The sequence below is a fragment of the Variovorax sp. GW822-FHT04E09 genome, from assembly GCF_058800845.1.
On sequence record NZ_JBXAMR010000006.1, the window covers coordinates 354,475 to 380,786 of the forward strand.

Below are 26,312 nucleotides of genomic sequence, written 5' to 3' on the forward strand. Positions count from 1 at the left end.
TTTAGCCTCCCGCCGCCAACACACCCTGGAAGAACCCGCGTGCTGCCGCCAGGCAGAACGGCGGCGCCAGCGTGCCGTGGTAGGCCGCGGTCACGGCGCGCGCCTTGTCGGCGGCGCTGCCCGGCGTGCTCTGCGTCAGCAGGTCCTTGGCCTGCGCGAAGCCGGCGCGTGCCGCCGAGTAGCTGTCGGTGGTGCCGCGGTCTTCCAGGTCGACCACCGCGAGCGCGGCGGCCGGCATGCCCTTGGCACGGAAGTAGCCGGCCGTGGCGCGCGTGCTCAGGAAGTTCACGGTCGGGTCGTTCGCGCCGCTGCACAGCAGCATCGGCTTGGTCGGCACCCAGTTGCGCAGGTCGTTGGCGATGGCCGCCTTGCGGAAGCCCGTGGACGGCTTGCAGTCCAGCGGCGAGGCCGAGCCGAGCGACGCGGCCGTGGCCGGCAGCGCGTTGCCGGGGCAGGGGTTCGACTGGATGTCGGTGGCCGCCTGCGTGAGGAAGCTCTGCTTGATGAGGTTGTTGGCCCCATAGAAGATCGCCAGCTCGGGGCTCACCGGGCCCGGCTTGCCGTCGGCCGGGAACAGCGCCAGCTGCGGCAGCTTGCCGCTGGAGAACAGCGTGCCCGGCGTGAGGGTGGGCAGCAGGGTGTCGATGCCGGTGGCGTACTGCGCCTCGTAGACGTCGCTGGTGCTGTTGTAGACGTTGCCGAACTGCTGCTGCCAGCTGGTCGACAGCAGCGGCACGAACAGCGTGGCGCCCAGTGCCGGCCAGCCCAGGTAGGTGTAGTCGGTCAGGAGGCTGATGGCCGAGGGCGCGGCCAGCGGGGCCGAGGCCGTCACGGTCTTGCCGGTGGCCTGCATCTCGCGGTGCGCGGCCATCGCCACGTAGCCGCCCTGCGAGTAGCCGGTGATGAACAGTGAACCGGCGTCGTTCGCGCCGATGTCCGAGAAGGTCTTGCGCGCCGCGGTGAGCGCATCGACCATGTCCTTGCCCTGCTGCTCGCCGTTGAGGTAGGGGTGGTAGGGCAGCGTCGACTTGTCGTAGCCCGCGTAGTTGGGCGCCACCACGATGTAGCCCTGCGCCGCGAACATGGCGGCCACCATCAGGCCCTCGCCGGCGGCCGGCTGGGTGGTGTCGGTCCACTTGGCGAGGTTGTAGTTGCGCGCCGGCGTGGTGCCGTGCGCGTACAGCACCACCGGGCGCGCGCCGCTGCAGGCGACGTCGGAACCCGAGGGCACCATGATCGCGGCGGTGGCGTTGGTGGCTTCGTTCTTGCCGCCGACGGTGCGGTATTCGAGGTAGCGCATGTCGACGCCGCACTTGGGCGCGCCGGTGACCTGCAGCAGCGCCTTGCCCTGGTCGGAGGCCTGCAGGCTGGCCCTGAACTGGTCGGCCGTGAGCTTGGTGCCCTGCTCGGGCGGGCTGGTGACGACCGAGCCGCGCCCGGTGTCGCTGCCGCCGCCCGGCGGCGGAAAGCCGATGCCGACGCCGCCCCCACCGCCGCCCCCGCCGCAGGCGGCGAGCAGCAACGTGGCGCCGGCGAGCGTCGCCGTGGCGGTGACCCGGCGGACCGGGAAGGACGAGGGCTGTGAATGCCGTGGGTGCTGCAAGGTCAAGACGCGTCTCCTGGATAGGTATCGAAAACGAACGAGCGTCCGATTCTGGGCAGCGCCATGGCCGCGCGCAAGCAGCGTTTGCGAGCAGAACCTATTCAGTAGCGGGGCGGCTCGGCCCCGTCCGAGTCACTGGTCCTGCGCGGTCCAGTCGATCAGCGCATCGAAGGCGGCGCGCGCGGCGCCGGCGTTCTCGCCGTTGGCGATGGCCACCAGCACGTAGCGCCGGCCGCTCGCGCCGTGCACGTAGCCGGCCACGCCCGAGGCGTCGCGCAGCGTGCCGGTCTTCAGGTGGGCCGCGCCGCCCGAGCGCAGCGTGCGCCGCTTCAGCGTGCCGTCCACGCCCATCGCGGGCAGCGAGGCCATCAGCTCGGGCATCACGGGCGAGCGCCACGCCACCTGCAGCATCTTGCCGAGCGCGGCGGCGCTGATGCGCTCGTCGCGCGACAGGCCCGAGCCGTTCTCGAACACCGGCGAGGCCTCGCCGGTGCCGATGCGCTCGCGCCACCACTGGCCCAGCGCGCTGCGCGAGGCCTCGAAGGTGCCGCGCTGCTTCTGCGTGAGGCCCAGCGTGAGGAACACCTGCTGCGCCATCACGTTGTTGCTGTACTTGTTGATGTCGCGCACCACCTCGGCCAGCGGCGGCGATTCGAAGTCGAAGGCCGGCTTCAGGCCCGCGGGCACGCGGCCCTCGCGCATCTGGCCGCCCACGCGCCCGCCCATCTCGGCCCACATGCCGCCGATGGCGCGCAGGCTGTAGGTGCGCGGGTCGGCGTAGGCCACGGCCCAGCTCTTCTCGCCGCAGCCGGTGGGAAAGCCGCCGTTGAAGCGGATGCGGTTCACGTCGCTGAAGTCGGGCTTGAGCGCGCCGCGCCAGTCGCCGCATTCGCCGGGCGCCAGCGGCACGGTGGGCGGCATCGCCACGCTGGCCAGCGGGGGCTCGTAGCTCACGCGCGCGAACTGGCCCGCGCGGTCGGGCGCGAAGGTCATGTTCACCGACTTGAAGTTCACCAGCAGCGCATCGGGTGAGGCGTTGTAGGGGCGCAGCGGCTCGCCGTCGAAGGCGGCCGGGTCGTTCTCGACCGTGGTCTCGAAGGCGCTGCGGTCGATCACGATGTCGCCGCTCACGGTGGTGATGCCCAGGCCCTGCACGTGGCGCAGCAGCAGCCACACGCGCTCCAGCACCAGCTTGGGATCGCCCTGGCCCTTGATGTAGAGGTTGCCGTTGAGCACGCCGTTGGCCACCGTGCCCTCGACGTAGACCGGCGTGTTCCAGCTGTAGGCCGGGCCGAGCAGGTCGAGCGCCGCGTAGGTGGTCACCAGCTTCATGATCGAGGCCGGGTTCACCGGCACCTGCGAGCGCCAGGCCAGGCGCGGCGCGCGGCCCGCGTCGGCATCGGCCACGAGCAGGGTCACGGCCTCGCGCGACACCTTGGCGCGCGCGAGGGCGGCATCGACCTGGGGCGGAAGGGCTTGCTGGGCGAGGGCGCCGGCCGGGGCCAGCAGGGCGAGGGTCAGTGCGAAGGTCTGCGCACGGCGGGAGGCAAAAGGCATCCGCGGATTATCCCGGCGGGAACACGTGCAGCTTCGCGTGGTACAGCAGCATGATCGTCTTGGCGTCGGCGATGCGGCCGTCGGCCACCATGGCCAGCGCCTCGTCGATGCCCAACTCGAGCACCTCGATGTCCTCGCCCTCCTCCGCCAGCCCGCCGCCTGCGCCCACGCGCATCGAGGCCTCGTAGGGCGCGACGAAGAAGTGCAGCTTCTCGGTCACCGAGCCTGGGCTCATGAAGCTCTCGAACACCTTCTGCACGGTGCCGAGCCGGTAGCCCAGTTCTTCTTCCACCTCGGCGCGGATGCGCTCCTCGGGCGCAGCGTTGTCCAGCAGGCCCGCAGCCGCCTCGATCAGCAGGTCGTCGTGGCCGTTGACGAAGGCCGGGTAGCGGAACTGCCGCGTGAGCAGCACCGTGCGCTGGCCCAGGTGATAGGGCAGCAGCGTGGCGCCGTTGCCGCGGTCGTAGGTCTCGCGGTGCATGCGCTGCCACTCGCCGTCATTGCGTCGCCAGTCGAAGGCGGTGGTGCGCAGCGTGTACCAGTTGTCGGACAGGAGGGTGACTTCGTGCACCCGGACGCGGTCGTGAATGGTCATGCCGGCGAGCATAGAACCGAATTCGTGCAATATCAAGAAGATTCGTGCAATAACGTGCAAACCCGTTACCATCGGCCCATGCTCACCCGACCGCGCAAGCAACACATCCTCTCGGTCCTGCGGCGCGACGGCCAGGTCGTCGCCAAGGCGCTCAGCGAGGAACTGGCCCTGTCCGAAGACACCATCCGCCGCGACCTGCGCGAGCTCGCGGCCGAAGGGCTGCTGCAGCGCGTGCACGGCGGCGCGCTGCCGGTGGCGGCGGCCGAGGCCGACTTCAGCGGGCGCCAGCAGCTCGCGCCCGACGAAAAGGTGGCCATCGGCCGCGCCGCCGCGCGCCTCGTGAAGCCGGGGCAGGTGGTGTTCATCGACGGCGGCACCACGGCCGTGCAGCTGGCGCGCCACCTGCCGCTCGCGCTGCAGGCCACGGTGGTCACGCACAGCCCGTCGGTGGCGGTCGAGCTGGCGGCGCACGCCGGCATCGAGGTGGTGCTGATCGGCGGTCGCCTCTTCCGGCATTCGATGGTGGCGGTCGGCGCAGCGGCCATGGCGGCCATTTCGCGCATCCATGCCGACACCTACTTCATGGGCGCCACCGGGGTGCACGCCGAGGCGGGCCTGACCACGGGCGACGCGGAAGAGGCCGAGATCAAGCGCGCGCTGATGGCCGCGGCGGCCGAGACCGTCGTGCTGGCTTCGTCCGAAAAGCTCGGGGCCGCGTCGGCCTGGGTGGTCAGTCCGCTGGCGGACGCGACGCAGCTGCTGGTGGCGCCGCAGGCGCCCGAGCAGGCGCTGGCGCCGCTGCGCGCGGCGGGGCTGGCGATCCTGCGCGCCGACGAGGCCGGCTGATTCGCCCCGCCCCTGCGCGGCCGGGGCCCGCCCTCGATAATGGCGGGATGCCCGCCGCGCCCCCGCAGACCTCCCCGCCCCTCCTGTCTCCCCGCATGCTCGGCATCGGCGCGGCCGTGGTCACCGTCGTGGTCTGGACCGCCTTCATCCTCATCGCGCGCGCCTCGGCCGCGCGCTCGCTCACGCCCTTCGACCTGGCCTTTGCGCGCGTCTGCGGCGCCAGCCTGGTGCTGGTGCCCTGGGGCGCGTGGCTGGCGACGAAGCACCGCGGCGCCGTGTCCTCGTTCTTCGGCCTGTCGCCGCTGTCGCTACGCGTGACCGCCACCGCCGGCATCTTCGGCGGCGTGGCCTACGCGCTCATCGCCTACAGCGGCTTCTTCTTCGCACCGGCCGGCCATGCCGCCGTGCTGATGCCCGGCAGCCTGCCGCTGTGGACCACGCTGCTGGCCGCGCTGGTGCTGCGCGACCGCATCACGCCCACGCGCGCGATCGGCCTGGCGATGATCGTCGCGGGCGACCTCGTGGTCGGTGGGCGCAGCCTGCTGCACGCCTTCGAGGGCGGCGAGGTCTGGAAGGGCGACCTGATGTTCATGGGCGCCGCCTTCTGCTGGGCCTGCTACAGCGTGGTGGCGCGCCGCCACGGCCTGGACGCCGTGCGCGCGACCATCGCCATCACCGTGTTCGCGCTCATGACCTACGTGCCGGTCTACACGCTGCTGGTGGCGTCGGGCGCGGTCGTGAGCCACATCGGCAGCGCGCCGTGGGGCGAGGTCGCGTTCCAGATGGCCTTCCAGGGCGTCGGCTCGGTGGTGATCTCGGGCATCACCTTCACGAAGATGATCCAGCACTTCGGCCCCGTGCGCACCACCATGATCACGGCGCTGGTGCCGGGCCTGTCGGCCTTCGGCGCGGTGCTGTGGCTGGACGAACCGATGCACTGGAGCCTGGTCGCCGGCCTCGCGCTGGTGACGGCCGGCATCCTGTTCGGCGTGCGCAAAGCGGCCGTGCGCGCCGCCGCGCCGGCGCCGGTCTGCCCGACGCCGTGCCCGGCGGGAATGGGGCGTCCCAATGTCTGACAAGTTGCTGGCCTTCGACACGAGCACCGAGCACCTGTCGGTCGCGGTGCGCCACGGCGACCGCGTGCTGGCGCACAGCGGCGTGGGCGGCGCGCAGGCGTCGAGCACGCTGCTGCCATTGATTCGCGAGCTGCTCGCCGACGCGGGGCTCGCGCTGGCCGAACTCGACGCCATCGTCTTCGGGCGCGGCCCGGGCTCCTTCACCGGCCTGCGCACCGCCTGCTCGGTGGCGCAGGGCCTGGCCTTCGGCGCCAAGGTGCCGCTGCTGCCGGTCGACACCCTGCTGGCCGTGGCCGACGAGGCGCGCCATGCCTTCGGCGCGCAGCGCGTGGTGGCCGTGCTCGACGCGCGCATGGACCAGCTCTACGCCGCGCACTACGACTTCGCCTCCGCCGGCCCGTTCGGCGGCGACCCCGAGCCGCTGCTGCTGGCCCCCGATGCGCTCGAGGTGCCGGCCGGCTGGGCGCTTGCCGGCAATGCCTTCACCGCCTACGGCCCGCGCCTGGCGAGCGCCACGGCGCGCCACGAGGTGCTGCCCACGGCCGCCGCCATGCTGCGGCTGGCGCCCGCGCTGCTCGCGGCCGGACGTACCGTGCCCGCCGCACAGGCCTGGCCGCTCTATGTTCGCGATAAAGTGGCGCAAACCACCGAGGAACGCGCCGCCATCAAGGCGGCGGCCGCCGTTCCACCGAACCCCGCATGAGCGCCGTCCTCCAGTCCGTCGAAGCCCGTCTTGAACCGCTCACCGTCGAGCGGATCGATGCCGTGTGCGCGGTCGAGCAGACGGCCTACACGCACCCCTGGACGCGCGCCAACTTCACCGATTCGATGGCCGTGGGCTACCACTGCCAGTGCCTGCTGGCGCCCGGCGTGGCGCCGGGTGTCGAGTCGCCCTGCACCAGCCTGGGCGAAACGCTGATCGGCTACTTCGTCGCCATGAAGGGCGTGGACGAGGTGCACCTGCTCAACATCACCGTGGCGCCGGCCTTCCAGCGCCAGGGCTGGGCGCCGCTCATGCTCGAGGCGCTGGCCGGCTGGTCGCGCGGCGAGGGCGCGCTGTGGCTGTGGCTCGAGGTACGCGAAAGCAACCGGCGTGCGCTCGACATCTACCTGCGGCAAGGCTTTCGCAGCGTCGGCGTGCGCAAGGGCTACTACCCGGCGTTCGACGGCAAGCGCGAAGACGCGGTCGTCATGAGCATGCGCCTCAACGAAACAGGCTCCGCCTGGGGAGCTTTGCGATGACGGACACCGCGGTCCACACCCTGCGCCTGGACGCGCGCCAGCGCGCCATGCTCGACGAAATGGGCGTGAAGGTCTGGTGGCCCGTGCCGCCGGAGCCCGAGATCGAAGTCGAAGCCGAGCCGGAGGCTCCCGTGGCCGCTGATTCCGGCATGCCCGACATGCCCGAAGGCCCGCCGCTGGAGCTCGACGATCGCGACCAGTCTTACGACGCGCCGCCCCCGCCGCCCCCGCCGCCCCCGCCGCGCCCGGCACCCGCACCCGTCGCCCGCCCCGTGGCAGCCCCGGCACCGCGTCCTGTCGCAGCGCCGCCTGTCGCGCAAGGCGCCGCCGTGCTGGTCGAAGCACCCTGCCGCCTGTACGCCGACAAGGCCGATGCCACGGCGCCGGTGCAGGGCGGTTGGCTGGTCGTGGCCGATATGCCGCCCGAGGCCGACGGTCGCCACGGCGAGCCCTTCGCGGGCGACGCCGGCCGCCTGCTCGACAACATGCTGCGCGCGCTGAAACTGCACGACGGCCGCACGCCCGTGCACCTGATGCGCACGCACCGCGGCGTGGCCGCCGGCCAGCCCGGCAGCCCGCAGCCGATCGACGCCGCCTTCGACGCCCACGCTGCGGCGCTGGCGCCGAGCGTCGTGCTGGCGATGGGCCCGCTGGCCGCGCAGAGCCTGATGCAAAGCCGCGATCCGCTGGGCAAGCTGCGCGGTCGCGCGGTCCCGCTGGCGTCGGCGAACGGCGTGCCCGTCGTGGCGACGTACCACCCCGCCTACCTGCTGCGCAACCCGGCCGACAAGGCCCGCGCCTGGGCCGACCTGTGCCTGGCCGCAGAGCAGGCCTCCCCCACAGCCTGAGGCCGGCGGGCGGGGTCCGTAAAATCGGGCCCCATGACTTTCCTCGACAAGCTGGCCGCTGCACAGCAAACCAACGGTTCGTTGCTCTGCGTGGGCCTCGACCCGGAGCCAGCCAAATTCCCGGGGGCGTACAAGGGCGACGCCAGCCGCATCTATGACTTCTGCGCGCGCATCGTCGACGCGACGGCCGACCTGGTCATCGCCTTCAAGCCCCAGATCGCCTACTTCGCGGCCCACCGCGCCGAAGACCAGCTCGAGCGCCTGATGGAGCACATGCGCCGCAATGCGCCCCACGTGCCCACCATCCTGGACGCCAAGCGCGGCGACATCGGCTCCACCGCCGAGCAGTACGCGCTCGAAGCCTTCGAGCGCTACGGCGCCGACGCCGTGACCCTGTCGCCCTTCATGGGCTTCGACTCGGTCGCGCCGTATCTCCAGTACGAAGGCAAGGGCGCCTTTCTGCTGTGCCGCACCAGCAACCCCGGCGGTTCCGACCTGCAGGGCCAGCGCCTGGCCAGCGTCGAGGGCCAGCCCTTCCTGTACGAGCACGTCGCCCGCCTGGCGCAGGGCCCGTGGAACCTCAACGGCCAGCTCGGTCTCGTGGTGGGCGCGACCTACCCGGCCGAGATCGAGCGCGTGCGCGAACTCGCGCCGACGGTGCCGCTGCTGATCCCGGGCGTCGGTGCCCAGGGCGGCGACGCGGTCGCCACCGTGCGCGCCGGCTGGCGCGCCGACGCGCCGATCATCGTGAACTCGTCGCGGGCGATCATCTACGCCTCGTCGGGCGAAGACTTCGCCGACGCCGCGAAGAACGCCGCGCGCACCACGCGCGACGCATTGGAAGCAGCGAAGCCCTGACGGGCCTTCAGTTTCTGCGGAGGCGGGTGAAGAGCTCGAACTCCCAGTTGCGCATGCCCAGCAGCAGGGTGTAGCCCTCGCGGTCCTTGGCCGACAGCTTCTGGTCGGTCTGGTGCTGCTGCGCAAAGTCTTGCGCCACGCGCTGCAGCCGCTCCATGAAGGCGGGCGCCAGCGACCGGCTGATCGAGCCGTGCACCAGCAGCAGCCCTTCGGCCGGGCCGTCGAAACCGCCCTTGTAGTAGTCGAGCACCACGTTCTCGCGGAAGAACTCCATCACCGGGCCGTGCGGGCGCCAGCGGAAGGTCTTGGCGAGCTTCAGGCGGTACCGGTTGAGCGGGCGCAGCTCGATGATGCCGATGCGGTCCAGCTGCGCCAGGCAGCCGATGCACTCGGCCTCGGTGATCCGGTACGACGACACGATCTGCTCCAGCGTCCACTGGCTCAGCACGCTGATCGCCACCAGCAGCAGCTTCTTGTCCTTGACCACGGCCTTTTCCTGCTCGTGGGTCAGCTCCTTCAGCAGTGGCTGCGCGTCGGCCACGCGCCGCGCCAGCTCGGCGAAATCGATCTTCAGGGCGCGGCAGATCGCATCGACGCGCGACAGCGGCATGTCGCTCTTGGCCAGCATGCGCTTGACGCTGGACTCCGCCATGTCCAGCGACCGGGCCAGGTCGGCATACGTCATGCGGGCGCTTTTGAGTTCGTTCTTGAGGGCCTGGACCAGGTCGACGGTGGTGCTCATGAAGGGAGGGTACGGGTTGAAGGTATAGAAAAAGGATACCGAAGGGAGTGAAATAGTGCCTCGTATCGATTCTCGATGCCTGGGGGAGGGCTGGCAACTAGATTCCACCCGCCAGCCACCACCCCACCGAGGAACGCCATGCTTCTGCCCACCCTGACACGCCGCGAACGCGGACTGTTGTTCACCTTCGCGCTGCTCTTGCTGATCGCCTTCTTCGGCCCGGCGCTGCCGGCCGCCGACGTGGCGATCGCCTCCGTGTTCGCCGACAACCGGCCGCTGTTCCACCTGCCCAACGCGATGGACGTGCTGAGCAACCTGCCGTTCCTGGCGATCGGCTGCCTGGGGCTGTACCGGCTCAACCGCATCGACCGCTCGCACCAGGAGGCACTGGCCGGGTTCCCGCTGGCGCCGCCCGCCAACGACCCGCCGGACAACACGCTGGACTGCGCCTGGCTGTTCTTCGCCGGCCTGATCGCCACCGCCGCCGGCTCGGCCTTCTATCACCTGATGCCCGACGCGCCCCGCCTCGCCGCCGACCGCGCCGGCATGGCCGTGGCCTTCGCGGGCCTGATCGGCATCGCCGTCTGCGAACGCGTCAGCCAGCGCGCCGGCTGGCCGGCCGCCTGGTTCGTGCTCACGGCCGGCCTGCTGGCGGCCGAGGTCTGCCAGGAAACCGGCAACGTGCTGCCCTGGGCGCTGGTGCAGTTCGGCGGCATGGCGGTGGTGCTCACGCTGGCGCTGGCCACGCCGATGCGCGGCGCCGTCGGGCTCAAGCTGGGCTGGGTGATCGCGTTCTACGTGCTGGCCAAGATTTGCGAACTGGGCGACCACGCCATCTACGAAGCCACCGGCCACCTCGTGTCGGGCCACACGCTCAAGCACCTGGTGGCGTCGCTGGCCGGCCTGCCCGTGCTGATGGCGCTGTACCGCCTCGAAAAGGGCTGGCGCGCCACCCTGCTGCGGCACAATCCCGACCCTGCCGCGATCGCGGCATGACGCGGCCTGACCACGGAACGCCCGTGGCGCAGCGGTAGAAGACAAAGAGGAGATTGCATCGCATGACAACCCCCGCCGCCGCCGCGACTGCGCCCGTGGTGCATGAGCCCAACGCCCACGCGAACCAGTTCGCCCTGCTCGGCCAGCGGCGCTTCGCGCCCTTCTTCTGGACCCAGTTCGCGGGGGCCGCGAACGACAACCTCTTCAAGTTCGCCTTCACCGTCATGGTGACCTACCAGCTGCAACTGAGCTGGATGCCGCCGGCGATGGCGGGGCTGGTGATCGGTGCGCTGTTCATCCTGCCCTTCCTGCTGTTCTCGGCCACGGCCGGGCAGCTGACCGACAAGTTCGACAAGACGAAGATGATCCGCTTCGTCAAGAACCTCGAGATCGCCATCATGGTGATCGCCGCCTGGGGTTTCGTGCGCGCCGACGCGGTGGTACTGCTGGGCTGCGTGTTCCTCATGGGGCTGCACTCCACCTTGTTCGGGCCGGTCAAGTTCGCCTACCTGCCGCAGGTGCTCGACTCGCGCGAGCTCACGGGCGGCAACGGCATGGTCGAGATGGGCACCTTCGTCGCCATCCTGCTGGGCCAGGTGGCGGGCGGGCTGCTGGTGGCGATGCCGCAGATCGGCCACACCACGGTGGCCGTGGCCTGCCTGCTGCTGGCGCTGGTGGGGCGCGGCGTGGCGCAGGCCATTCCGCCCGCGCCGGCCACCGACCCCAGCCTGGTCATCAACTGGAACCCCTTCAGCGAAACCTGGCGCAACCTGATGCTGGCGCGCGAGAACATCGTGGTGTTCCGCTCGCTGCTGGGCATCTCGTGGATGTGGTTCTTCGGCGCGGTGTTCCTGAGCCAGTTCCCCAGCTTCGCGAAGGAAGTGCTGCACGGCGACGAGCAGGTGGCGTCGCTGCTCTTGGTGGTGTTCTCGGTGGGCATCGGCGTGGGCTCGCTGCTGTGTGAGACGCTGAGCCGCCGGCAGGTGGAAATCGGCCTCGTGCCGCTGGGCGCCATCGGCATGAGTGTGTTCGCCATTGACCTGTACTTTGCCTCGCGCGCCTTGCCGCCTTCGGCCGGCATGGGCCTGGGCGCCTTCATGCAGCAGCCGGCGCACTGGCGCGTGATGGCCGACCTGGGGCTGCTGTCGCTCTTCGCGGGTCTGTACAGCGTGCCGATGTACGCGCTGATCCAGTTGCGCAGCCAGCCCACGCACCGCGCGCGGATCATCGCGGCGAACAACATCCTCAACGCGCTCTTCATGATCGGCAGCTCGGTGCTGGCCGGCGCGCTGCTGGGCGCGGGCTTCACCATCCCGCAGATCTTTTTGTTCACCGGCATCGCCAACGCGGTGGTGGCGTTCTACATCTTCATGCTGGTGCCCGAGTACCTGCTGCGCTTCGTGGCCTGGGTGCTGTCGCGCTTCGTGTACCGCTTCGACATCAAGGACGACCAGCACATTCCCACCGAGGGCGCCGCCGTGCTGGTGTGCAACCACGTGAGCTTCATCGACGCGGTGCTGCTGATGGCCGCGAGCCCGCGCCCGATCCGCTTCATCATGGACCACCGCATCTTCAAGGTGCCGGTGCTCGGCTGGCTGTTCAAGCTGGCCAAGGCCATCCCGATCGCGCCGCAGAAGGAAGACCCGGCCGCGTACGAGGCGGCCTTTGCCAAGGCCGTCGGCGTGCTGCGCGAGGGCGACCTGCTGGGCATCTTCCCCGAAGGCGCGATCACGCGCGACGGCGAGCTGCAGCCCTTCAAGGGCGGTGTGATGAAGATCCTCGAGGGCGCACGCGCCGAAGGCATCGAGCCGCCCGTGGTCCCGATGGCGCTGACCAACCTCTGGGGCTCGTACTTCAGCCGCATCGAGCTGCGCGGCGGCCAGCAGGTCGCCATGGCCAAGCCTTTCCGTCGCGGCTTCTTCAGTCGCGTGGGCCTGCGCGTCGGCCACCCCGTGGCGCCGCAGGAAGTGCAGCCCGAGACGCTGCGCCAGCGCGTGGCCGGCCTGCTGGCCTCCTGAGGCGTTCGCCCCAAAGTATCTCTTCGGGATACTGCGGGATGTCAGGATCGCAACTGGTTGAAGTATTCGAGCCCCGCGGCGTGAAGGCGAACCATCATTCGCTCACCTTCACTGCGCCGCGAGGCCTTCATGCAACCCCTCTCATCCTCCACCGTTTCGATCACCCAGCGCGACCTGCCGGCTTCGCGCAGGACCGCCCTGGCGCGGTCGATGGCCGCCCTGGCCTTCGCCGCCTGCGCCGCGTTCGCGGGTGTCGCGACGCCGCTGCCCGCACGGGCCCAGAGCGAGGCCTCGGCCGCGCTGTCGCTGCTGCCCGTGGCCTCGGTGGTCGGCGCCGCTTCGGTCGTCGGTGCGTCGGCCACCGCGGTGGTCGCTGTGCCCGCGGCGCTGTCGGTGGGCGGTTCGGTGCTCACGGTGATCGCGGTCGAGGCCTCGGTCGACGGCACCGTCTACCTGCTCGAACGCGCCTCGGACGGCGCCCGCGCCAGCGTCAAGGTGATGGGGCGCGCCACCCGTGGCGTGTCGGCGGCCGCCGGCACGGCCGTGGTCGTCAGCGTGATCGGCACGGGCGTCGTGCTCTCGGCCGCGGGCGAGGTGCTGGCCTTCGTGCCCAACGCGGTCGGCCGCGCACTGCTCCACAACGAAAGACTGTCGTGAAACCCGCCGTGCGCCCCGCGCTGCTGCTGGCGTTCGCCATCGCTGCGGTGCTGCCGCTGCAGGCGAATGCCGGCCGCTCGTGCGAACAGGTCAGGCCGACGCCGGCGCTGATCGTCAAGGGCATGCAGCTGGCCGAGCGCACCTCGCAGCAGCTCGATGCGAGTGGCGCGCGCGTGGTCATCCTGGCGCGCGCCGGACAGGACCTGAGCAAGTACGGCCTGCGCTATTCGCACCTGGGCATCGCCTACAAGACCGACGAGGGCCCGTGGCGCGTGGTGCACAAGCTCAACCACTGCGGCACCGCGGTGGCCGCGGTCTACCGGCAGGGGCTGGGCGAGTTCTTCCTCGACGACCTGTGGCGCTACGAGGCCGCCTGGTCCGTGCCGACGCCCGCGGTGCAGGCGCAGCTGATGGCCGCGCTGCGCGAGCCCGACGCGCGCCTCGTGCGCCTGAACGTGGCGCCCTACAGCATCGTGAGCTACGCCTGGGGCCAGAAGTACCAGCAGTCGAACCAGTGGGCCATCGAGACCCTGGCCGCGGCGATGGAGCCCGCCACCATCGGCACCCGCGCGCAGGCGCAGGCCTGGCTGCAGTTCAAAGGCTACGAGCCCACCACGCTGAACCTCGGCCCGCTGACCCGCCTGGGCGGGCGCGTGGGCTCGGCCAACATCGCTTTCGACGATCATCCGAACGAGAAGCGGTTTTCGGACCGCATCGAGACCGTGACCGTCGACTCGGTGTTCGCCTGGCTGCCGCGTGCGGGCTTAGGCGCGGCGCCGGTCACACTCAAGCTCTGAGCGAAGAGAAGCAACGAAGAAAAGAAAGAACGAAGGAAAGACCATGAGCAAATCCCTGCGCCTGTCCGAGAAGTGGTTCCGCCGCGGCCTGTGGCTGGTGGCGTTCGTGTTCGCGAGCTTCCTGATCGGGCTGGGCAGCACGATCGTGGGCGACCTGCCGCAGGTCGAGCGCGTGCGCGTGCTCGACGACTTCATCGACAAGCCCGCGGCCGAGCCGCTGCGCGCCACCATCAAGGCCTCGGAGGCCGCCGAGCTGCAGGCCGCGCGCGACCTCGACCAGGCGCAGCTGCAGCTCAACACCGCGCAGCAGGCCAGCGCCAACGCGCGCGAGACCTTCGGCAACTGGATCGCCACGCGCCGCGCCACCGCGCAGCCCGACCAGGACACCGAGCTCATCGCGCGCACCAAGGCGCTCGACGCCTTCAAGCAGAAGGAAGACGCGGCGCAGCGCAAGGCCGACGCGCAGCGCCAGATCGCGCTCGACGCGCGCCAGGCCGAGCAGCGTGCGCGCGCGGCATTGGGCGTGCTGGAGCACGACGCGCAGCAGCGCCTGGACGCCGAGTACCGCCGCGTCGAACTGCGCGTGTTCGGCTACCGGCTCGCGCTGACCCTGCCGCTGCTGCTGGTGGCGGGCTGGCTGTTCGTGAAGAAGCGCAAGAGCACCTACTGGCCCTTCGTGTGGGGCTTCATCTTCTTTGCGCTGTTTGCCTTCTTCGTCGAGCTGGTGCCCTACCTGCCGAGCTACGGCGGCTACGTGCGCTACGTGGTGGGCATCGTGCTCACCGTGCTGGTGGGGCGCTACGCCATCGTGGCGCTCAACCGCTACCTGGCGCGCCAGAAGCTCGCCGAGCAGCAGCCCGACCAGGTGCGCCGCGAAGAGCTGAGCTACGACGTCGCGCTGGCCCGCCTGGCCAAGAGCGTGTGCCCCGGCTGCGAGCGGCCGGTCGACCTGAAGAACAACGAGATCGACTTCTGCCCGCACTGCGGCATTGGCCTGTTCGACCACTGCGGCCACTGCAGCACGCGCAAGAGCGCGTTCTCCAAGTTCTGCCATGCCTGCGGTACCTCGGCCGCTGCGCAGGCGCCGCATACACCTGTGACCGCCACTGCGCAATCGGTCACGCCGGGCGCACCGGTTCAGCCGGCCACGTAGCGAAAGCGCCGCACGGTCGTGCTACAACCCCGGGCTGCGTCACGCAACGCCGTGCCGCGGGTTTTCCCATTCACATTGACGGAGCACACCCATGAGCATTTTCGGCAAGATTTTTTCCAAGATTTTCCCGTCGGCCAACGCCGCTGAAGTCGTCGCCGCACCGCCGGCGGCTGCACCCGGCGCGCCGGCCGTTGCCGCACCGCCGCCCGCGATCCCGCTGGGCGACGTGCCCGCCGTCCTGGACGCCATGCCCGGTGCCGCCGGCCTGAACTGGCGCACCTCGATCGTCGACCTGCTCAAGTTGCTGGGCCTGGACAGCAGCCTCGCCGCGCGCAAGGAACTGGCCAGCGAAATCCTCTACAGCAACGGCGAACCGGGTTCGGCCGAATGGAACATCGGCCTGCACAAGCAGGTGATGAGCCGCATCGCCGCCAATGGCGGCACGCTGCCAGCCGAACTGCGCGACTGATCGTCCCGCCACCCACGCAGCAAAAAGCCCGGCATGCCGGGCTTTTTCCTTGGGGCGACCGTTGAAGCGCTTCAGGTCCAGCCTGCGTCCACCACGTAGTCCTGCGCGGTGCACATGCGCGAGTCGTCGGCCGCGAGGAACAGCGCCATCGCGGCGATGTCTTCCGCCATCACGCGGCCCGGCAGGCACTGGGCCGCATCGATCTCCGCGCCCGACTCGGGCTTCACCCACAGCTTGATCTGCCGCTCGGTCATCACCCAGCCCGGCATGATCGTGTTGACCCGGATGTTCTGCTTGCCCAGGTCGCGCGCCAGCGAGCGCGTGAGGCCGTTCACGCCCGCCTTGCAGGCCTGGTAGACCGGGTAGCCGCGGCCCTTCATGAGCCAGCTGATCGAGCCGAAGTTGACGATCGAGCCGCCGCCCAGCGCGCGCATGTCGTCGGCCACCGCCTGCGCAGCAAAGAACTGGTGCTTGAGGTTGACGGCCACGAGGCGGTCGAAGTCGTCGCTGGTCACGTCGGCCATCTCGTGGCGCCGGTCGTTGGCCGCGTTGTTCAGCAGCACCGACACCGGCCCGAAGCGCTGGCGCACCGCGTCGATGGCGGCGGCGAGGGCGGCGGTGTCGGTCACGTCGCAGGGCACGAACAGCGCGGGGTGCGCGCCTTGCAGCTGCGCGGCGAGCGCGCTGCCGGCGGCCGTGTCGAGGTCGCAGAAGCCGACCTTCGCGCCTTGGGCATGAAAGGCCCGCACCAGCGATTCGCCGATGCCACTGGCGCCGCCCGAGATGAACACGGTGCGGCCGGCCAGCGAGGGGTAGCGGGCGGTATAGGCCGTGGGTGGGGAGGCGTTGGTCATGAGGGTGAGGACAACCGCAGTGAAGACAGGGCAAGCGTACCGGATGACGGCGTCCCTGGTGCCGGCCGGGCCTCCACCCGGCGTATGGCTTCCGGCCTGTGGGCAGGGCGCCATTGCAGGCATACGCTTCGGCCCATGAGCTCCTTCAACCGCCGCTTCGTCTTCGGCCTCGCGCTGCTTCCGGCCGCCTTCGCGGCGAGGCACGTCCGCGCACAGGCGCAGGCACCGGCGCCCGTGCTGCTCTTCAAGGTGGTCTCGCCGCGAGACGACATCGTGGTGGGCATCGAGGCGGCCCAACTGGGCGCCGGCACGGCGCCGCCCGTGCAGCGGCTTGCAGCCATGCTGGCCGAGAAGGGCCAGCTCACGCTCTGGCAGTACGCCTCGCACAAGGACGCGAGCGGGGCGCTGGTGCAGGCGCCGCTCAGGCAGGTCGTGATCTTCAGGAACGAGCTGCTGCGCATCGAACCCTACGCGACGCCGCTGGCCATCCAGCCCCCGGGCGCCGCGAAGTCCTAGACGCCGCGTGCGCGGTCGGCCTTGAACTGCGCGCGGAATTCCGTGAACGTGCCCGCGTCGAGCGCCGCGCGGATCTCCGTCATCAGGTTCAGGTAGTAGTGCAGGTTGTGGATGGTGCACAGCATCGGCCCGAGCATTTCGCCGCAGCGGTCCAGGTGGTGCAGGTAGGCGCGGCTGAAGCCTTCGCGCCCGCCGTCGTTCCACGACACGCCCGAGGTGCCGGCGCAGGCGTGGCAGGTGCAGCTCGGGTCGACCGGTTGCGGGTCGCTCTTGTGGCGCGCGTTGCGCATCTTCAGGTCGCCGAAGCGCGTGAACATCGTGCCGTTGCGCGCATTGCGCGTGGGCATCACGCAGTCGAACATGTCCACGCCGTCGGCCACGCCCTGCACCAGGTCCTCGGGCGTGCCCACGCCCATCAGGTAGCGCGGCTTGTTCGCCGGCAGCCGGTGCGGCGTGTGGCCCATGATGTGCAGCATCTCTTCCTTGGGCTCGCCCACGCTCACGCCGCCGATGGCGTAGCCGGGGAAGTCCATGTCGACCAGCGCCGCCAGCGACTCTTCGCGCAGGTTCTCGAACATGCCGCCCTGCACGATGCCGAACAGCGCGTTCGGGTTCGAAAGGCGCGTGAACTCGGCCTGGCAGCGCTTGGCCCAGCGCAGGCTCAGCTCCATCGAGACGCGCGCCTCGGCCTCGGTCGTGATGTGGCCCTTGGTGTCGTAGGGCGTGCACTCGTCGAACTGCATCACGATGTCGCTGTTCAGGATGGTCTGGATCTGCATCGAGACCTCGGGCGTGAGGAACAGCTTGTCGCCGTTGACGGGCGACGCGAACTTCACGCCCTCTTCGCTGATCTTGCGCATCGCGCCCAGCGACCACACCTGGAAACCGCCCGAGTCGGTGAGGATGGGCTTGTCCCATTTCTCGAACTGGTGCAGCCCGCCGAAGCTCGCCATCACGTCCAGACCCGGGCGCATCCACAGGTGGAAGGTGTTGCCCAGGATGATCTGCGCGCCCATCTCTTCGAGGCTGCGCGGCATCACGCCCTTGACGGTGCCGTAGGTGCCCACGGGCATGAAGATCGGCGTCTGGACCTTGCCGTGGTTGAGCGTGAGCGTGGCGCGGCGCGCGTGGCTGTCGGGGTCGGTCTTGAGGAGTTCGAAGTTCAGCATGATGTCGTTCAGTCCTGGGTGCGTGCAAGCAGCATGGCATCGCCGTAGCTGAAGAAGCGGTAGCCGTTGGCGATGGCGTGGGCGTACAGCGCCATCACGCGCTCGTAGCCCGCGAAGGCCGAGACCAGCATCATCAGCGTGCTCTTGGGCAAATGGAAGTTGGTCACCAGCACGTCGACGTGCGCGAAGGCGAAGCCCGGCGTGATGAAGATGCGCGTGTCGCCCGTGGCCTCGCCGCTTTTCGCCCACGACTCGAGCGTGCGCACGGTGGTCGTGCCCACGGCAACCACGCGCCCGCCGCGTGCCTTGCATTCGGCAATGGCGCGCTGCGTGGCCTCGGGCACTTCGTAGCGCTCGGCATGCATCGTGTGCTCGGCGATGTTCTCGGTCTTCACCGGCTGGAAGGTGCCGGCGCCCACGTGCAGCGTGACGTTGGCGCGCTGCACGCCGCGCGCTTCGAGTTCGGCCAGCAGGCCTTCGTCGAAGTGCAATGCGGCCGTGGGCGCGGCCACGGCGCCGGGCACGCGCGCGAACACGGTCTGGTAGCGGCTTTCGTCGTCGGCCGAGTCGGTGTGCGTGATGTAGGGCGGCAGCGGCACGTGGCCGCAGCGCTGCATCAGCGCATACGGGTCTTCGCCGGCGTCGCTTTCGAAGCCGAAGCGGAACAGCGCGCCGTCTTCCTCGGGCCAGCGGCCCAGCAGCGTGGCGCGAAAGCCGCCCACCATCTGCAGCGTGGTGCCCACGGGCGGCTTCTTGCTGACCTTCATGTGCGCGACCACCTCGTGGCCCTGCAGCACGCGCTCGACCAGCAGCTCGAGCTTGCCGCCGGTCGGCTTCTCGCCGAACAGGCGCGCCTTGACCACGCGCGTGTCGTTGAAGACCAGCAGGTCGCCCGCGCGCAGCAGCGAGGGCAACGCTTTGAAGATGCGGTCGGCCGGGGCGGGGCCTGTGCCGTCGAGCAGACGGGAGGCGGTGCGTTCGGTGGCGGGGTGTTGTGCCACCAGCTCGGGCGGCAGATGGAAATCGAAATCGGAAAGCGTGAAGGCGCGCATGGTGCTTGAGGGCCGGACGGGCCCGTGCCAAGGAGGCATGGGAAGAGAAAAAGGCGGAGAGCGGCGATTGTCCCATGGCCCGGAATCACGGGCGCCGCCGGGGGTTGCCGAGGCAGAATCGACGCATGGTCGATTCTTCCGTCGCGCGTGTCACGCCGTCCCCTGCCCCTCCTTCCGAAGGCGAGCTCTTCAAGAAGATCCTGGGCGGCGCCTGGATGGGGCTGCACCCCGACATCCGCCGGCGCTTCGACAAGAACCCCCTCCCGGGCAAGGCGCTGCACTACCTGGGCGCGCTCAGCGAGCTGCGCTGCTCGCGCTTCGGCAAGCTGCTGGGGCACCTCACGCAGCCGATGATCCAGGGCGCGCTGATCCCCTACAGCGACAGCCACTTCCCGGTCGAGATCCAGGTCTACGCCCGGCCCGACGACCCGGCCATCTACAAGCAGCGCATCTACCGCCTGCATGGGCGCCCACCGATCCAGTTCACCAGCTTCATGCGCGAGAGCGAGCGCGGCGAGGTGCTCGAGTACGTCGGCATGGGGCTGGGCATGAAGCTGGTGCTGAGCGTGGAGCCCAACGGCAGCCTGCATTTCCAGAGCGACGGCTATTTCTGGGAGGTGTTCGGCTGGCGCATTCCGCTGCCGGGCCTGGTCACGCCGGGCAAGACCTTCCTCTGGCACCACAACGAGACGCCCGAGCGCTTCAACATCCGCATCGAAATCCGCCACTGCCTCATGGGCACCACCTTCACGCAGGTCGGCGTGTTCGAGGAAGTGCCGGAGCCGCAGGCGGTGTCCGCATGATCGACACGCACCTGCTGGCCCTGCAGCTCATGGCGGCGCAAGGTGCGCTGGGCGCCTTCGACACGCTCTACCACCACGAAGGCACCGAGGCGCTGCCGCGCCGCGGCACGGCGGGGCGCGAGCTGGCGATCCACGCCACGCGTTCGTCGATCTACTGCGCGCTGTTCCTCGGCCTGTCGGCGTGGGCCTGGCACGGTGCGTGGGCGTGGGTGCTGCTCGCGGTGTTCGGCGTCGAGATCGTGCTCACGCTGTGGGACTTCGTGGTCGAAGACGGCAGCCGCCTGCTGCCGCCCACCGAGCGCGTGACGCACACGGTGCTGGCCATCAACGCCGGCGCGTTCATCGCGCTGCTGGCGATGAGCGCGGTCGGCTGGGCAGCGCAACCGACGGCGATGGTGTGGCAGCCGCATGGCTGGCTCAGCGCCTTCCTGGCGTTGTGCGGCGTGGGCGTGGGCCTCTCGGGGCTGCGCGATGGTTTCGCAGCGCGCGCGCTGTTCAAGCAGCAGAAGCAGGCGCAGGTACGCGCCGTCGAGGCCCCAGTGCGCTTCGGCACGAAGCCGCAGCAGGTGCTGGTGACGGGCGGCACCGGCTTCATCGGCCAGATCCTCGTGCGCCACCTGCTGGCCGACGGCCATGCGGTGACGGTGTGGACGCGCGACGCGCGCGGCGCCGCCTGGGGCTTTGGCGGCGCGGTGCGCTGCGTGCAATCGCTCGACCAGATTCCCGCCGCGGACACCATCGACGTGGTCGTCAACCTCGCAGGCGCGCGCATCCTCGGCCAGCGCTGGAGCGCGCGGCGCCAGCGGCAGCTGCTGCAAAGCCGCGAAGGCCTGACGCAGCAGCTCGTCGCCTGGATCGCCACGCGCCCGCGCAAGCCGTGGCTGCTGCTCTCGGGCTCGGCCATCGGCTACTACGGCGTGCAGCCGCAGGGCGACGCCACCGAACTCACCGAAGACGCGCCGCCGCAGGACATCTTCATGTCGACGCTGTGCCAGCGCTGGGAGCGCGCCGCGCACGCGGCCGTGGCGGACGGCGTTCGCGTGGCCTGCCTGCGCTTCGGCTTCGTGCTGGGCCACCAGGGCTCGCTGCCGCAGCTGCTGATGCCGGTGCAGCTGGGCATGGGCGGGCGCCTGGGCAGCGGGCGGCAGTGGCTGTCGTGGGTGCATGTGCATGACCTGATCCGCGCCATCGCGCATGTGTGGACCGTGACGGAGCCGGCCACAGGTCCGGCCACCGCGCAGGCCTTCAACGTCACCGCGCCCGGTGCCGTGAGCCAGGAGGCCTTCACCCGCGTCGCCGCCGGTGTGCTGCACCGCCCCTGCTGGATGCCCACGCCCGCCGCGCCCGTGAAGCTGCTGCTCGGCGAGCAGGCCGACCTGCTGCTCGAAGGCCAGCGCGTGGTGCCGGCGCAGCTGCTGCGCAGCGGCTTCCAGTTCATGTTCCCCGATGCCCGCAGCGCCTTGGCGGACCTTTGCCGTCCACGCTAGAAGCCTTGTCCGTGCCCGCCAAGAAAGAACCGACTCCCCCCGCCGCGCCGGCGTCACCGCCCGGCACCGGCCTGAGCCTCGTGCAGCGCGCGCTGCGCAAGCTCGGCCTCGTGCGCGACATCGACTTCGCGCTCTACCTGCCGATGCGCTACGAGGACGAGACCCGCATCGTGCGCCTGGTCGACACGCGCGACGGCGACATGGCGCAGGTCGAGGGCGTGGTCACCGAGTGCGAGGTGGTGTTCCGACCGCGCCGCCAGCTCATCGCCACCATCGACGACGGCAGCGACACCTGCCAGCTGCGCTTCTTCAACTTCTATCCCTCGCAGCAGAAGCAGCTCGCGGTGGGCGCCAAGGTGCGCGTGCGCGGCGAGATGCGCGGCGGTTTCGTGGGGCGGCAGATCATGCACCCGACCGTCAAGGCGGCCGGCACGGCGCTGCCCAATGCGCTCACGCCGGTGTACTCGACCGTGGCCGGGCTCGCGCAGCCGGTGCTGCGGCGCGAGGTGCGCTCGGGCCTGGCGCGCGCGCTGCTCGACGAGACGATCCCGGTGCAGATCGGCCTGCGCGGCGCGTGGGATCTGCGCAGCGCGCTGAGCTTTCTGCACTACCCGACGCCCGACGTGTCGATTGCTGCGCTCGAAGACCACAGCCACCCGGCGTGGCAGCGCATCAAGGCCGAGGAGCTGCTGGCGCAGCAGCTCTCGCAGCTGCAGGCGCGGCTGGAGCGCGCGGCGCAGCGCGCGCCCGTGCTGCCTGCGTCCACCGACGCGGCGGCGAGTTCGCTGCATGCGCAGTTGCTCGCCGTGCTGCCCTTCGGCCTCACCGGCGCGCAGCAGCGCGTGGGCGAGGAGATCACGGCCGACCTGCACCGCCAGATTCCGATGCACCGCCTGCTGCAGGGCGACGTGGGCTCGGGCAAGACCGTGGTCGCGGCGCTGGCCGCGGCGCGCTGCATCGACGCGGGCTTCCAGTGCGCGCTGATGGCGCCCACCGAAATCCTCGCGGCCCAGCACTTCGGCAAGCTGGTCGGCTGGCTCGATCCGCTGCTGGCCGAGCGCGGCCTGCGCGTGGCCTGGCTCACGGGCAGCCAGAAGAAGAAGGAGCGCGACGAGATGTCGGCCGCTGTCGAAAGTGGCGAGGCCGCGCTGGTCATCGGCACGCACGCGGTCATCTCGGAGAAGGTGCGTTTCAAGAACCTGGCGCTGGCCATCATCGACGAGCAACATCGCTTCGGCGTCGCGCAGCGCCTGGCCCTGCGCGGCAAGGCGGGCAGCGACCTCGAGCCCCATCTCTTGATGATGAGCGCCACGCCCATCCCCCGCACGCTCGCGATGAGCTACTACGCCGACCTCGACGTCTCCACGCTCGACGAGCTGCCGCCCGGGCGCACGCCCATCGTCACCAAGCTGGTGGCCGACCACCGGCGCGACGAGGTCATCGACCGCATCCAGGCGCAGATTTCGCAAGGCCGGCAGGTCTACTGGGTCTGCCCGCTGATCGAGGAGAGCGAGGCGGTCGACCTGCGCAACGCCACCGAGACGCGCGACGAACTCGCGGGCACGCTGGGCGACCACATCCAGGTCGGCCTGCTGCATTCGCGCATGCCCACGGCCGAGAAGCAGGCGGTGATGGCCGCTTTCACCGCGAACGAAATCCAGGTGCTGGTGAGCACCACGGTGATCGAGGTGGGCGTGGACGTGCCCAACGCCTCGCTGATGGTGATCGAGCATGCCGAGCGCTTCGGCCTGTCGCAGCTGCACCAGCTGCGCGGGCGCGTGGGGCGCGGCGCGGCGGCCTCGGCCTGCGTGCTGCTCTATGCGCCGGGCGACAGCGGCCGCGTGGGCGAGGCGGCGCGCGCGCGGCTCAAGGCCATGGCCGAGACCGGCGACGGCTTCGAGATCGCGCGGCGCGACCTGGAGATCCGCGGCCCCGGCGAGTTCCTCGGCGCGCGCCAGTCGGGCGCGCCGCTGCTGCGTTTTGCCGACCTCGCGACCGACACGCTGCTGCTCGACTGGGCGCGTGAGCTTGCGCCGGTGATGCTGCAGAAGCACCCCGAGCTGGCGCAGCGGCACATCGACCGCTGGCTCGGCACGAAGGCCGAATACCTCAAGGCTTGAGCAGGTCGAGTAGCCGGTCGAGCCCGCCCTCGTCGATCGCCAGCATGGCCGCCCCGCGCACCATCGGCTTGGCGTGGTAGGCCACCGACAGCCCGGCCACGCGCATCATCGGCAGGTCGTTCGCGCCGTCGCCCACGGCAATGGCACGGGCCGGCGGGATGCCCATCGCGCGGCAGCATTCGAGCAGCTTGTCCTTCTTGGCCTCGCCGTCGCAGATGTCGCCCCAGGGCTGGGGCAGCATGCGACCGGTCAGCCGGCCGTCTTCGATCTCCAGCACGTTGGAGCGCGTGTCGTCCAGCTTCAATCGATCGCGCAGCCGGTCGGTGAAGAAGGTGAAGCCGCCGCTCAGCAGCACGACGCGCAGGCCGGCTTGCTTGCACGCGTCGATCAACGTCTCGGCGCCGGGGTTCAGGTGCAGGCGCTGGTCGTACACGGCCTGCAGCGCCGACAGCGGCACGCCGCGCAGCAGGGCCACGCGCCGGCGCAGGCTGTCCTTGTAGTCGGTGATCTCGCCGCGCATCGTGGCCTCGGTGATGGCCGCGACCTCGGGGCCGCAGCCCGCGATGTCGGCGATCTCGTCGACCGTCTCGATGTCGATCAGCGTCGAGTCCATGTCGAAGGCGATCAGCCTGAAGTCCGACAGCCGCAGGGGAGGAAGAGTGAGCGTGGTGGTCATGGGGTGGGGCTTCCCGCGTTCCAGTGCTGCGTGCCGAGCCAGTCGACGAACTGCCGTGCCAGCGCGGCCACCGGCCCTTCGGTGCGGTACAGCGCGTAGACGCCCGAAGCCGGCAGGCGCGGTTCGGGAAACACCAGGCGCAACCGGTCGGCGCGGATGTCTTCCTCGAGCAGGCACCAGGGCGCCAGCGCGAGCCCCAGGTCGTTCATGGCGGCCTGCATGCACAGGAACTGGTGGTCGAACACGGGGCCGGGCAGCTGGGGCGGCACGCGCACGCCGGCCAGCTCGAACCAGCGCGGCCAGTTCTCCACTTCGCCGGCGGCCTGCAGCAGCGGGTGGCCCAGGCAGTCGGCCATGCTGGCGATGCGGTGGCGCTCGATGAAGCGCGGCGACGCCACGGCCACGAGGTGGTCGTCCAGGCAGCGCACGCAGGTGTGGTCGGGGCGCTGCATGGGAATGCGGCGGATCAGCACGTCGCTGCCGGCCTCGGCCTGGTCGAAGAACTGCCGGCCCAGGGTCGACAGCTGCACGTCGGTCTGCGGCGCCAGGGCCTGGAAGCCAGCCAGCCGCGGAATGAGCCACTTCATCGCCAGCGAGGGCGTGGTGCACACGCGCAGGCTGGCGCGCTGGTGGGGCGACTTCAGCGCGGCCGTGGCGCTGGCGATGCGGTCCAGGCTGGCCTGCACCTCGGCGAAGTAGTCGCGCGCATGGGGCAGCAGCGTCGCGCCGCGGGCCTCGCGCGCGAACAGCGGCTGGCCCAGGTAGTCCTCCAGCAGGCGGATCTGCTGGCTGACGGCGCTGTGCGTGATGCTGAGTTCGTCGGCGGCCGCGGTGAAGTTGGCATGGCGCGCCGCCGCTTCGAAGGCGCGCAGCGCCTTCAAAGGGGGGAGGCGTCGGGTCACCACATGCGTACCTTGGCGAGCGGGCTTGTCTTCCTCATGTTCTTTTCGTGTTCGGTTGCGTGCCGCCCGGGGTTGGAGGCCGGCGCGCATCGTAGACCGGGAAGCCTGCAGAAAAACTAACCGGCCGCCTTAAAAAATACGGCTGGTGGCGTGCAGGGGGCGCACCTAGCATCGCGCTTCCTTCCACCCTGAACAAGAGACATGGCTTCCATCACCATCGACAACGTCGTGAAGCAGTTCGCCAACCAGACGGTGCTGCAGAACCTGTCGCTGCATGTGCCCGATGGCGCCTTCTACACCCTGCTGGGCCCCAGCGGCTGCGGCAAGACGACCCTGCTGCGCTGCATCGCGGGCTTCAACGAGCCCGACGGCGGCCGCATTCTTTTCGACAAGGACGACGTGACGCGCGTGTCCACCCACCACCGCGACATCGGCATGGTGTTCCAGGACTACGCGCTGTTCCCCGACAAGACGGCCTTCGATAACGTGGCCTACGGCCTGCGCGCGCGCAAGGTGCCCAAGGCCGAGATCGCCCGGCGCGTCAACGAGGCGCTGGACAAGGTGAGCCTGCTGGCACTGGCCGACCGCTACCCGGCGCAGATGAGCGGCGGCCAGCGCCAGCGCGTGGCGCTGGCGCGTGCGCTGGTGATCCGCCCGCGCGTGCTGCTGATGGACGAGCCGCTGTCCAACCTCGACGCCAAGATGCGCCTGCAGATGCGCGACGTGATCCTGGACCTCGTGCGCGAGGCCGGCATCACCACCGTGTTCGTCACGCACGACCAGGAAGAGGCGCTGGCCATGTCCGACCGCATCGCCATCATGGACCGCGGCAGCATCGCGCAGCTGGGCACGCCCGAAGAGCTGTACGGCACGCCGGTGAACGCCTACGTGGCGGACTTCATCGGCTCGGCCAACGTGATCCCGGTGCCGGCCGAGTCCGCCGGCGGGGCCGCGTCGCACGTGCGCTACCAGCTGTGCGGCCAGCAACTCGACGGCAAGCAGGGCGGCGCCGCGCTGGGCGCGCAGGGCATCCTCATCGCGCGCCCCGAGGCGCTGTCGCTGATGGCGCCCGCGCCCCACGTGCCCAACGCCATCGCGGGCGAGGTGCTGCGCCGCCAGTACCTGGGCTTCAAGACTGCCTACCGCATCCGGCTGCACGACCAGTCGGAGATCCGCGTCGAGCTGCACGCCGGCAACATGGTGGCCGACTTCCAGGCCGGCGATGCGGTGCAGGTGCTGGTGCCGGCCGACAGCCGCGTCGTCGCTGCCTGAACGG

General features: G+C 70.4%; 26 protein-coding genes. 17 read left to right on the forward strand and 9 right to left on the reverse strand.

Annotation, left to right across the window (positions count from 1 at the left end; translation table 11 throughout):
- Position 1: 1 nt before the first annotated feature.
- The 3 genes from AC1RL8_RS24405 to AC1RL8_RS24415 form a co-directional block, all read right to left on the reverse strand.
- Positions 2–1,603, reverse strand: a complete 1,602-nt coding sequence (locus AC1RL8_RS24405; protein WP_492687094.1) for an alpha/beta hydrolase family protein — start codon at positions 1,601–1,603, stop codon at positions 2–4.
- A gap of 132 nt (positions 1,604–1,735) precedes the next feature.
- Entirely contained in the window at positions 1,736–3,160 is a 1,425-nt protein-coding gene (gene dacB, locus AC1RL8_RS24410) for a D-alanyl-D-alanine carboxypeptidase/D-alanyl-D-alanine endopeptidase (protein ID WP_492687008.1), read from the reverse strand.
- 7 nt (positions 3,161–3,167) lie between these two features.
- Positions 3,168–3,755, reverse strand: coding sequence for an NUDIX hydrolase (locus AC1RL8_RS24415; protein ID WP_070063371.1), 588 nt, complete (start codon positions 3,753–3,755; stop codon positions 3,168–3,170).
- A 78-nt stretch (positions 3,756–3,833) separates the two neighbouring features.
- Here AC1RL8_RS24415 and AC1RL8_RS24420 point away from each other — a divergent pair, with 78 nt between their 5' ends.
- From AC1RL8_RS24420 to pyrF, 6 genes are read left to right on the forward strand one after another with little or no spacing between them, the layout of a single operon-like run.
- Entirely contained in the window at positions 3,834–4,601 is a 768-nt protein-coding gene (locus tag AC1RL8_RS24420) for a DeoR/GlpR family DNA-binding transcription regulator (protein WP_070063211.1), read from the forward strand.
- A gap of 47 nt (positions 4,602–4,648) precedes the next feature.
- Positions 4,649–5,677: a DMT family transporter gene (locus AC1RL8_RS24425; RefSeq protein WP_492687007.1), complete on the forward strand. Its 1,029-nt coding sequence runs from the start codon at positions 4,649–4,651 to the stop codon at positions 5,675–5,677.
- Positions 5,670–6,380 carry a tRNA (adenosine(37)-N6)-threonylcarbamoyltransferase complex dimerization subunit type 1 TsaB gene (tsaB, locus tag AC1RL8_RS24430; RefSeq protein WP_492687006.1) on the forward strand — a complete coding sequence of 237 codons (711 nt, stop codon included), beginning with the start codon at positions 5,670–5,672 and terminating at the stop codon, positions 6,378–6,380. Before AC1RL8_RS24425 ends, tsaB begins: the two co-directional genes overlap by 8 nt.
- Positions 6,377–6,919, forward strand: a complete 543-nt coding sequence (gene rimI, locus AC1RL8_RS24435) for a ribosomal protein S18-alanine N-acetyltransferase (RefSeq protein ID WP_062483095.1) — start codon at positions 6,377–6,379, stop codon at positions 6,917–6,919. The genes tsaB and rimI overlap by 4 nt, the downstream gene beginning before the upstream one ends.
- Positions 6,916–7,767 carry a uracil-DNA glycosylase family protein gene (locus tag AC1RL8_RS24440; RefSeq protein ID WP_492687005.1) on the forward strand — a complete coding sequence of 284 codons (852 nt, stop codon included), beginning with the start codon at positions 6,916–6,918 and terminating at the stop codon, positions 7,765–7,767. The genes rimI and AC1RL8_RS24440 overlap by 4 nt, the downstream gene beginning before the upstream one ends.
- A 33-nt stretch (positions 7,768–7,800) precedes the next feature.
- Entirely contained in the window at positions 7,801–8,625 is an 825-nt protein-coding gene (gene pyrF / locus AC1RL8_RS24445; RefSeq protein WP_062477481.1) for an orotidine-5'-phosphate decarboxylase, read from the forward strand.
- 7 nt (positions 8,626–8,632) lie between these two features.
- On the opposite strand, the gene AC1RL8_RS24450 is transcribed toward pyrF, so the two are convergent.
- Positions 8,633–9,367, reverse strand: a complete 735-nt coding sequence (locus AC1RL8_RS24450) for a helix-turn-helix domain-containing protein (RefSeq protein WP_062477478.1) — start codon at positions 9,365–9,367, stop codon at positions 8,633–8,635.
- Positions 9,368–9,505: 138 nt separating this feature from the next.
- On the opposite strand from AC1RL8_RS24450, the gene AC1RL8_RS24455 reads away from it, so the two are divergent.
- The 6 genes from AC1RL8_RS24455 (at position 9,506) to AC1RL8_RS24480 (ending at position 15,457) form a co-directional block, all read left to right on the forward strand.
- A complete protein-coding gene (locus tag AC1RL8_RS24455) occupies positions 9,506–10,363 on the forward strand; it encodes a hypothetical protein (protein ID WP_492687004.1) in 858 nt (285 codons plus the stop codon).
- A gap of 62 nt (positions 10,364–10,425) precedes the next feature.
- The gene (locus AC1RL8_RS24460) at positions 10,426–12,381 is read left to right on the forward strand and encodes an MFS transporter (RefSeq protein ID WP_492687003.1); all 1,956 of its coding nucleotides are present in this window, start codon (positions 10,426–10,428) and stop codon (positions 12,379–12,381) included.
- Between the two features lie 210 nt (positions 12,382–12,591).
- Positions 12,592–13,038 carry a hypothetical protein gene (locus AC1RL8_RS24465; RefSeq protein ID WP_062477469.1) on the forward strand — a complete coding sequence of 149 codons (447 nt, stop codon included), beginning with the start codon at positions 12,592–12,594 and terminating at the stop codon, positions 13,036–13,038.
- Positions 13,035–13,835, forward strand: a complete 801-nt coding sequence (locus AC1RL8_RS24470) for a DUF2145 domain-containing protein (protein WP_307582134.1) — start codon at positions 13,035–13,037, stop codon at positions 13,833–13,835. The genes AC1RL8_RS24465 and AC1RL8_RS24470 overlap by 4 nt, the downstream gene beginning before the upstream one ends.
- Before the next feature lie 43 nt (positions 13,836–13,878).
- Positions 13,879–14,988 (forward strand): serine endopeptidase, encoded by a 1,110-nt coding sequence (locus tag AC1RL8_RS24475; protein ID WP_492687002.1) that lies wholly within the window; start codon positions 13,879–13,881, stop codon positions 14,986–14,988.
- A 91-nt stretch (positions 14,989–15,079) separates the two neighbouring features.
- Entirely contained in the window at positions 15,080–15,457 is a 378-nt protein-coding gene (locus AC1RL8_RS24480) for a DUF3597 domain-containing protein (RefSeq protein WP_070063202.1), read from the forward strand.
- Positions 15,458–15,528: 71 nt separating this feature from the next.
- Here the strand turns inward: AC1RL8_RS24480 and AC1RL8_RS24485 are convergent, their stop codons facing one another.
- On the reverse strand, positions 15,529–16,311 hold the full coding sequence (locus AC1RL8_RS24485; protein WP_492687001.1) for an SDR family NAD(P)-dependent oxidoreductase: 783 nt from the start codon (positions 16,309–16,311) through the stop codon (positions 15,529–15,531).
- Positions 16,312–16,446: 135 nt separating this feature from the next.
- Here AC1RL8_RS24485 and AC1RL8_RS24490 point away from each other — a divergent pair, with 135 nt between their 5' ends.
- Positions 16,447–16,827 (forward strand): hypothetical protein, encoded by a 381-nt coding sequence (locus AC1RL8_RS24490; RefSeq protein WP_492687000.1) that lies wholly within the window; start codon positions 16,447–16,449, stop codon positions 16,825–16,827.
- Here the strand turns inward: AC1RL8_RS24490 and tgt are convergent.
- Together tgt and queA are read right to left on the reverse strand one after the other, a co-directional pair.
- Complete coding sequence (tgt, locus tag AC1RL8_RS24495; RefSeq protein ID WP_095950350.1) at positions 16,824–17,996, reverse strand: tRNA guanosine(34) transglycosylase Tgt; 1,173 nt, start codon at positions 17,994–17,996, stop codon at positions 16,824–16,826. The genes AC1RL8_RS24490 and tgt overlap by 4 nt on opposite strands.
- An 8-nt stretch (positions 17,997–18,004) precedes the next feature.
- Positions 18,005–19,048 carry a tRNA preQ1(34) S-adenosylmethionine ribosyltransferase-isomerase QueA gene (gene queA / locus AC1RL8_RS24500; RefSeq protein WP_492686999.1) on the reverse strand — a complete coding sequence of 348 codons (1,044 nt, stop codon included), beginning with the start codon at positions 19,046–19,048 and terminating at the stop codon, positions 18,005–18,007.
- Between the two features lie 125 nt (positions 19,049–19,173).
- Here queA and AC1RL8_RS24505 point away from each other — a divergent pair, with 125 nt between their 5' ends.
- Genes AC1RL8_RS24505 through recG form a run of 3 tightly spaced genes read left to right on the forward strand, consistent with a single transcriptional unit; the run spans position 19,174 to position 23,458 of the window.
- Complete coding sequence (locus tag AC1RL8_RS24505) at positions 19,174–19,851, forward strand: DUF4166 domain-containing protein (protein WP_492686998.1); 678 nt, start codon at positions 19,174–19,176, stop codon at positions 19,849–19,851.
- The gene (locus AC1RL8_RS24510; protein ID WP_492686997.1) at positions 19,848–21,338 is read left to right on the forward strand and encodes a TIGR01777 family oxidoreductase; all 1,491 of its coding nucleotides are present in this window, start codon (positions 19,848–19,850) and stop codon (positions 21,336–21,338) included. Before AC1RL8_RS24505 ends, AC1RL8_RS24510 begins: the two co-directional genes overlap by 4 nt.
- An 11-nt stretch (positions 21,339–21,349) precedes the next feature.
- On the forward strand, positions 21,350–23,458 hold the full coding sequence (gene recG / locus AC1RL8_RS24515) for an ATP-dependent DNA helicase RecG (RefSeq protein ID WP_492686996.1): 2,109 nt from the start codon (positions 21,350–21,352) through the stop codon (positions 23,456–23,458).
- Here recG and serB read toward each other — a convergent pair.
- Both serB and AC1RL8_RS24525 read right to left on the reverse strand, forming a co-directional pair.
- Positions 23,448–24,134: a phosphoserine phosphatase SerB gene (gene serB, locus AC1RL8_RS24520; protein ID WP_492686995.1), complete on the reverse strand. Its 687-nt coding sequence runs from the start codon at positions 24,132–24,134 to the stop codon at positions 23,448–23,450. The genes recG and serB overlap by 11 nt on opposite strands.
- The gene (locus tag AC1RL8_RS24525; protein WP_223301447.1) at positions 24,131–25,039 is read right to left on the reverse strand and encodes a LysR substrate-binding domain-containing protein; all 909 of its coding nucleotides are present in this window, start codon (positions 25,037–25,039) and stop codon (positions 24,131–24,133) included. The genes serB and AC1RL8_RS24525 overlap by 4 nt, the downstream gene beginning before the upstream one ends.
- A 198-nt stretch (positions 25,040–25,237) precedes the next feature.
- On the opposite strand from AC1RL8_RS24525, the gene AC1RL8_RS24530 reads away from it, so the two are divergent.
- Positions 25,238–26,308, forward strand: coding sequence for an ABC transporter ATP-binding protein (locus tag AC1RL8_RS24530; protein WP_062477439.1), 1,071 nt, complete (start codon positions 25,238–25,240; stop codon positions 26,306–26,308).
- Positions 26,309–26,312 lie beyond the last annotated feature (4 nt).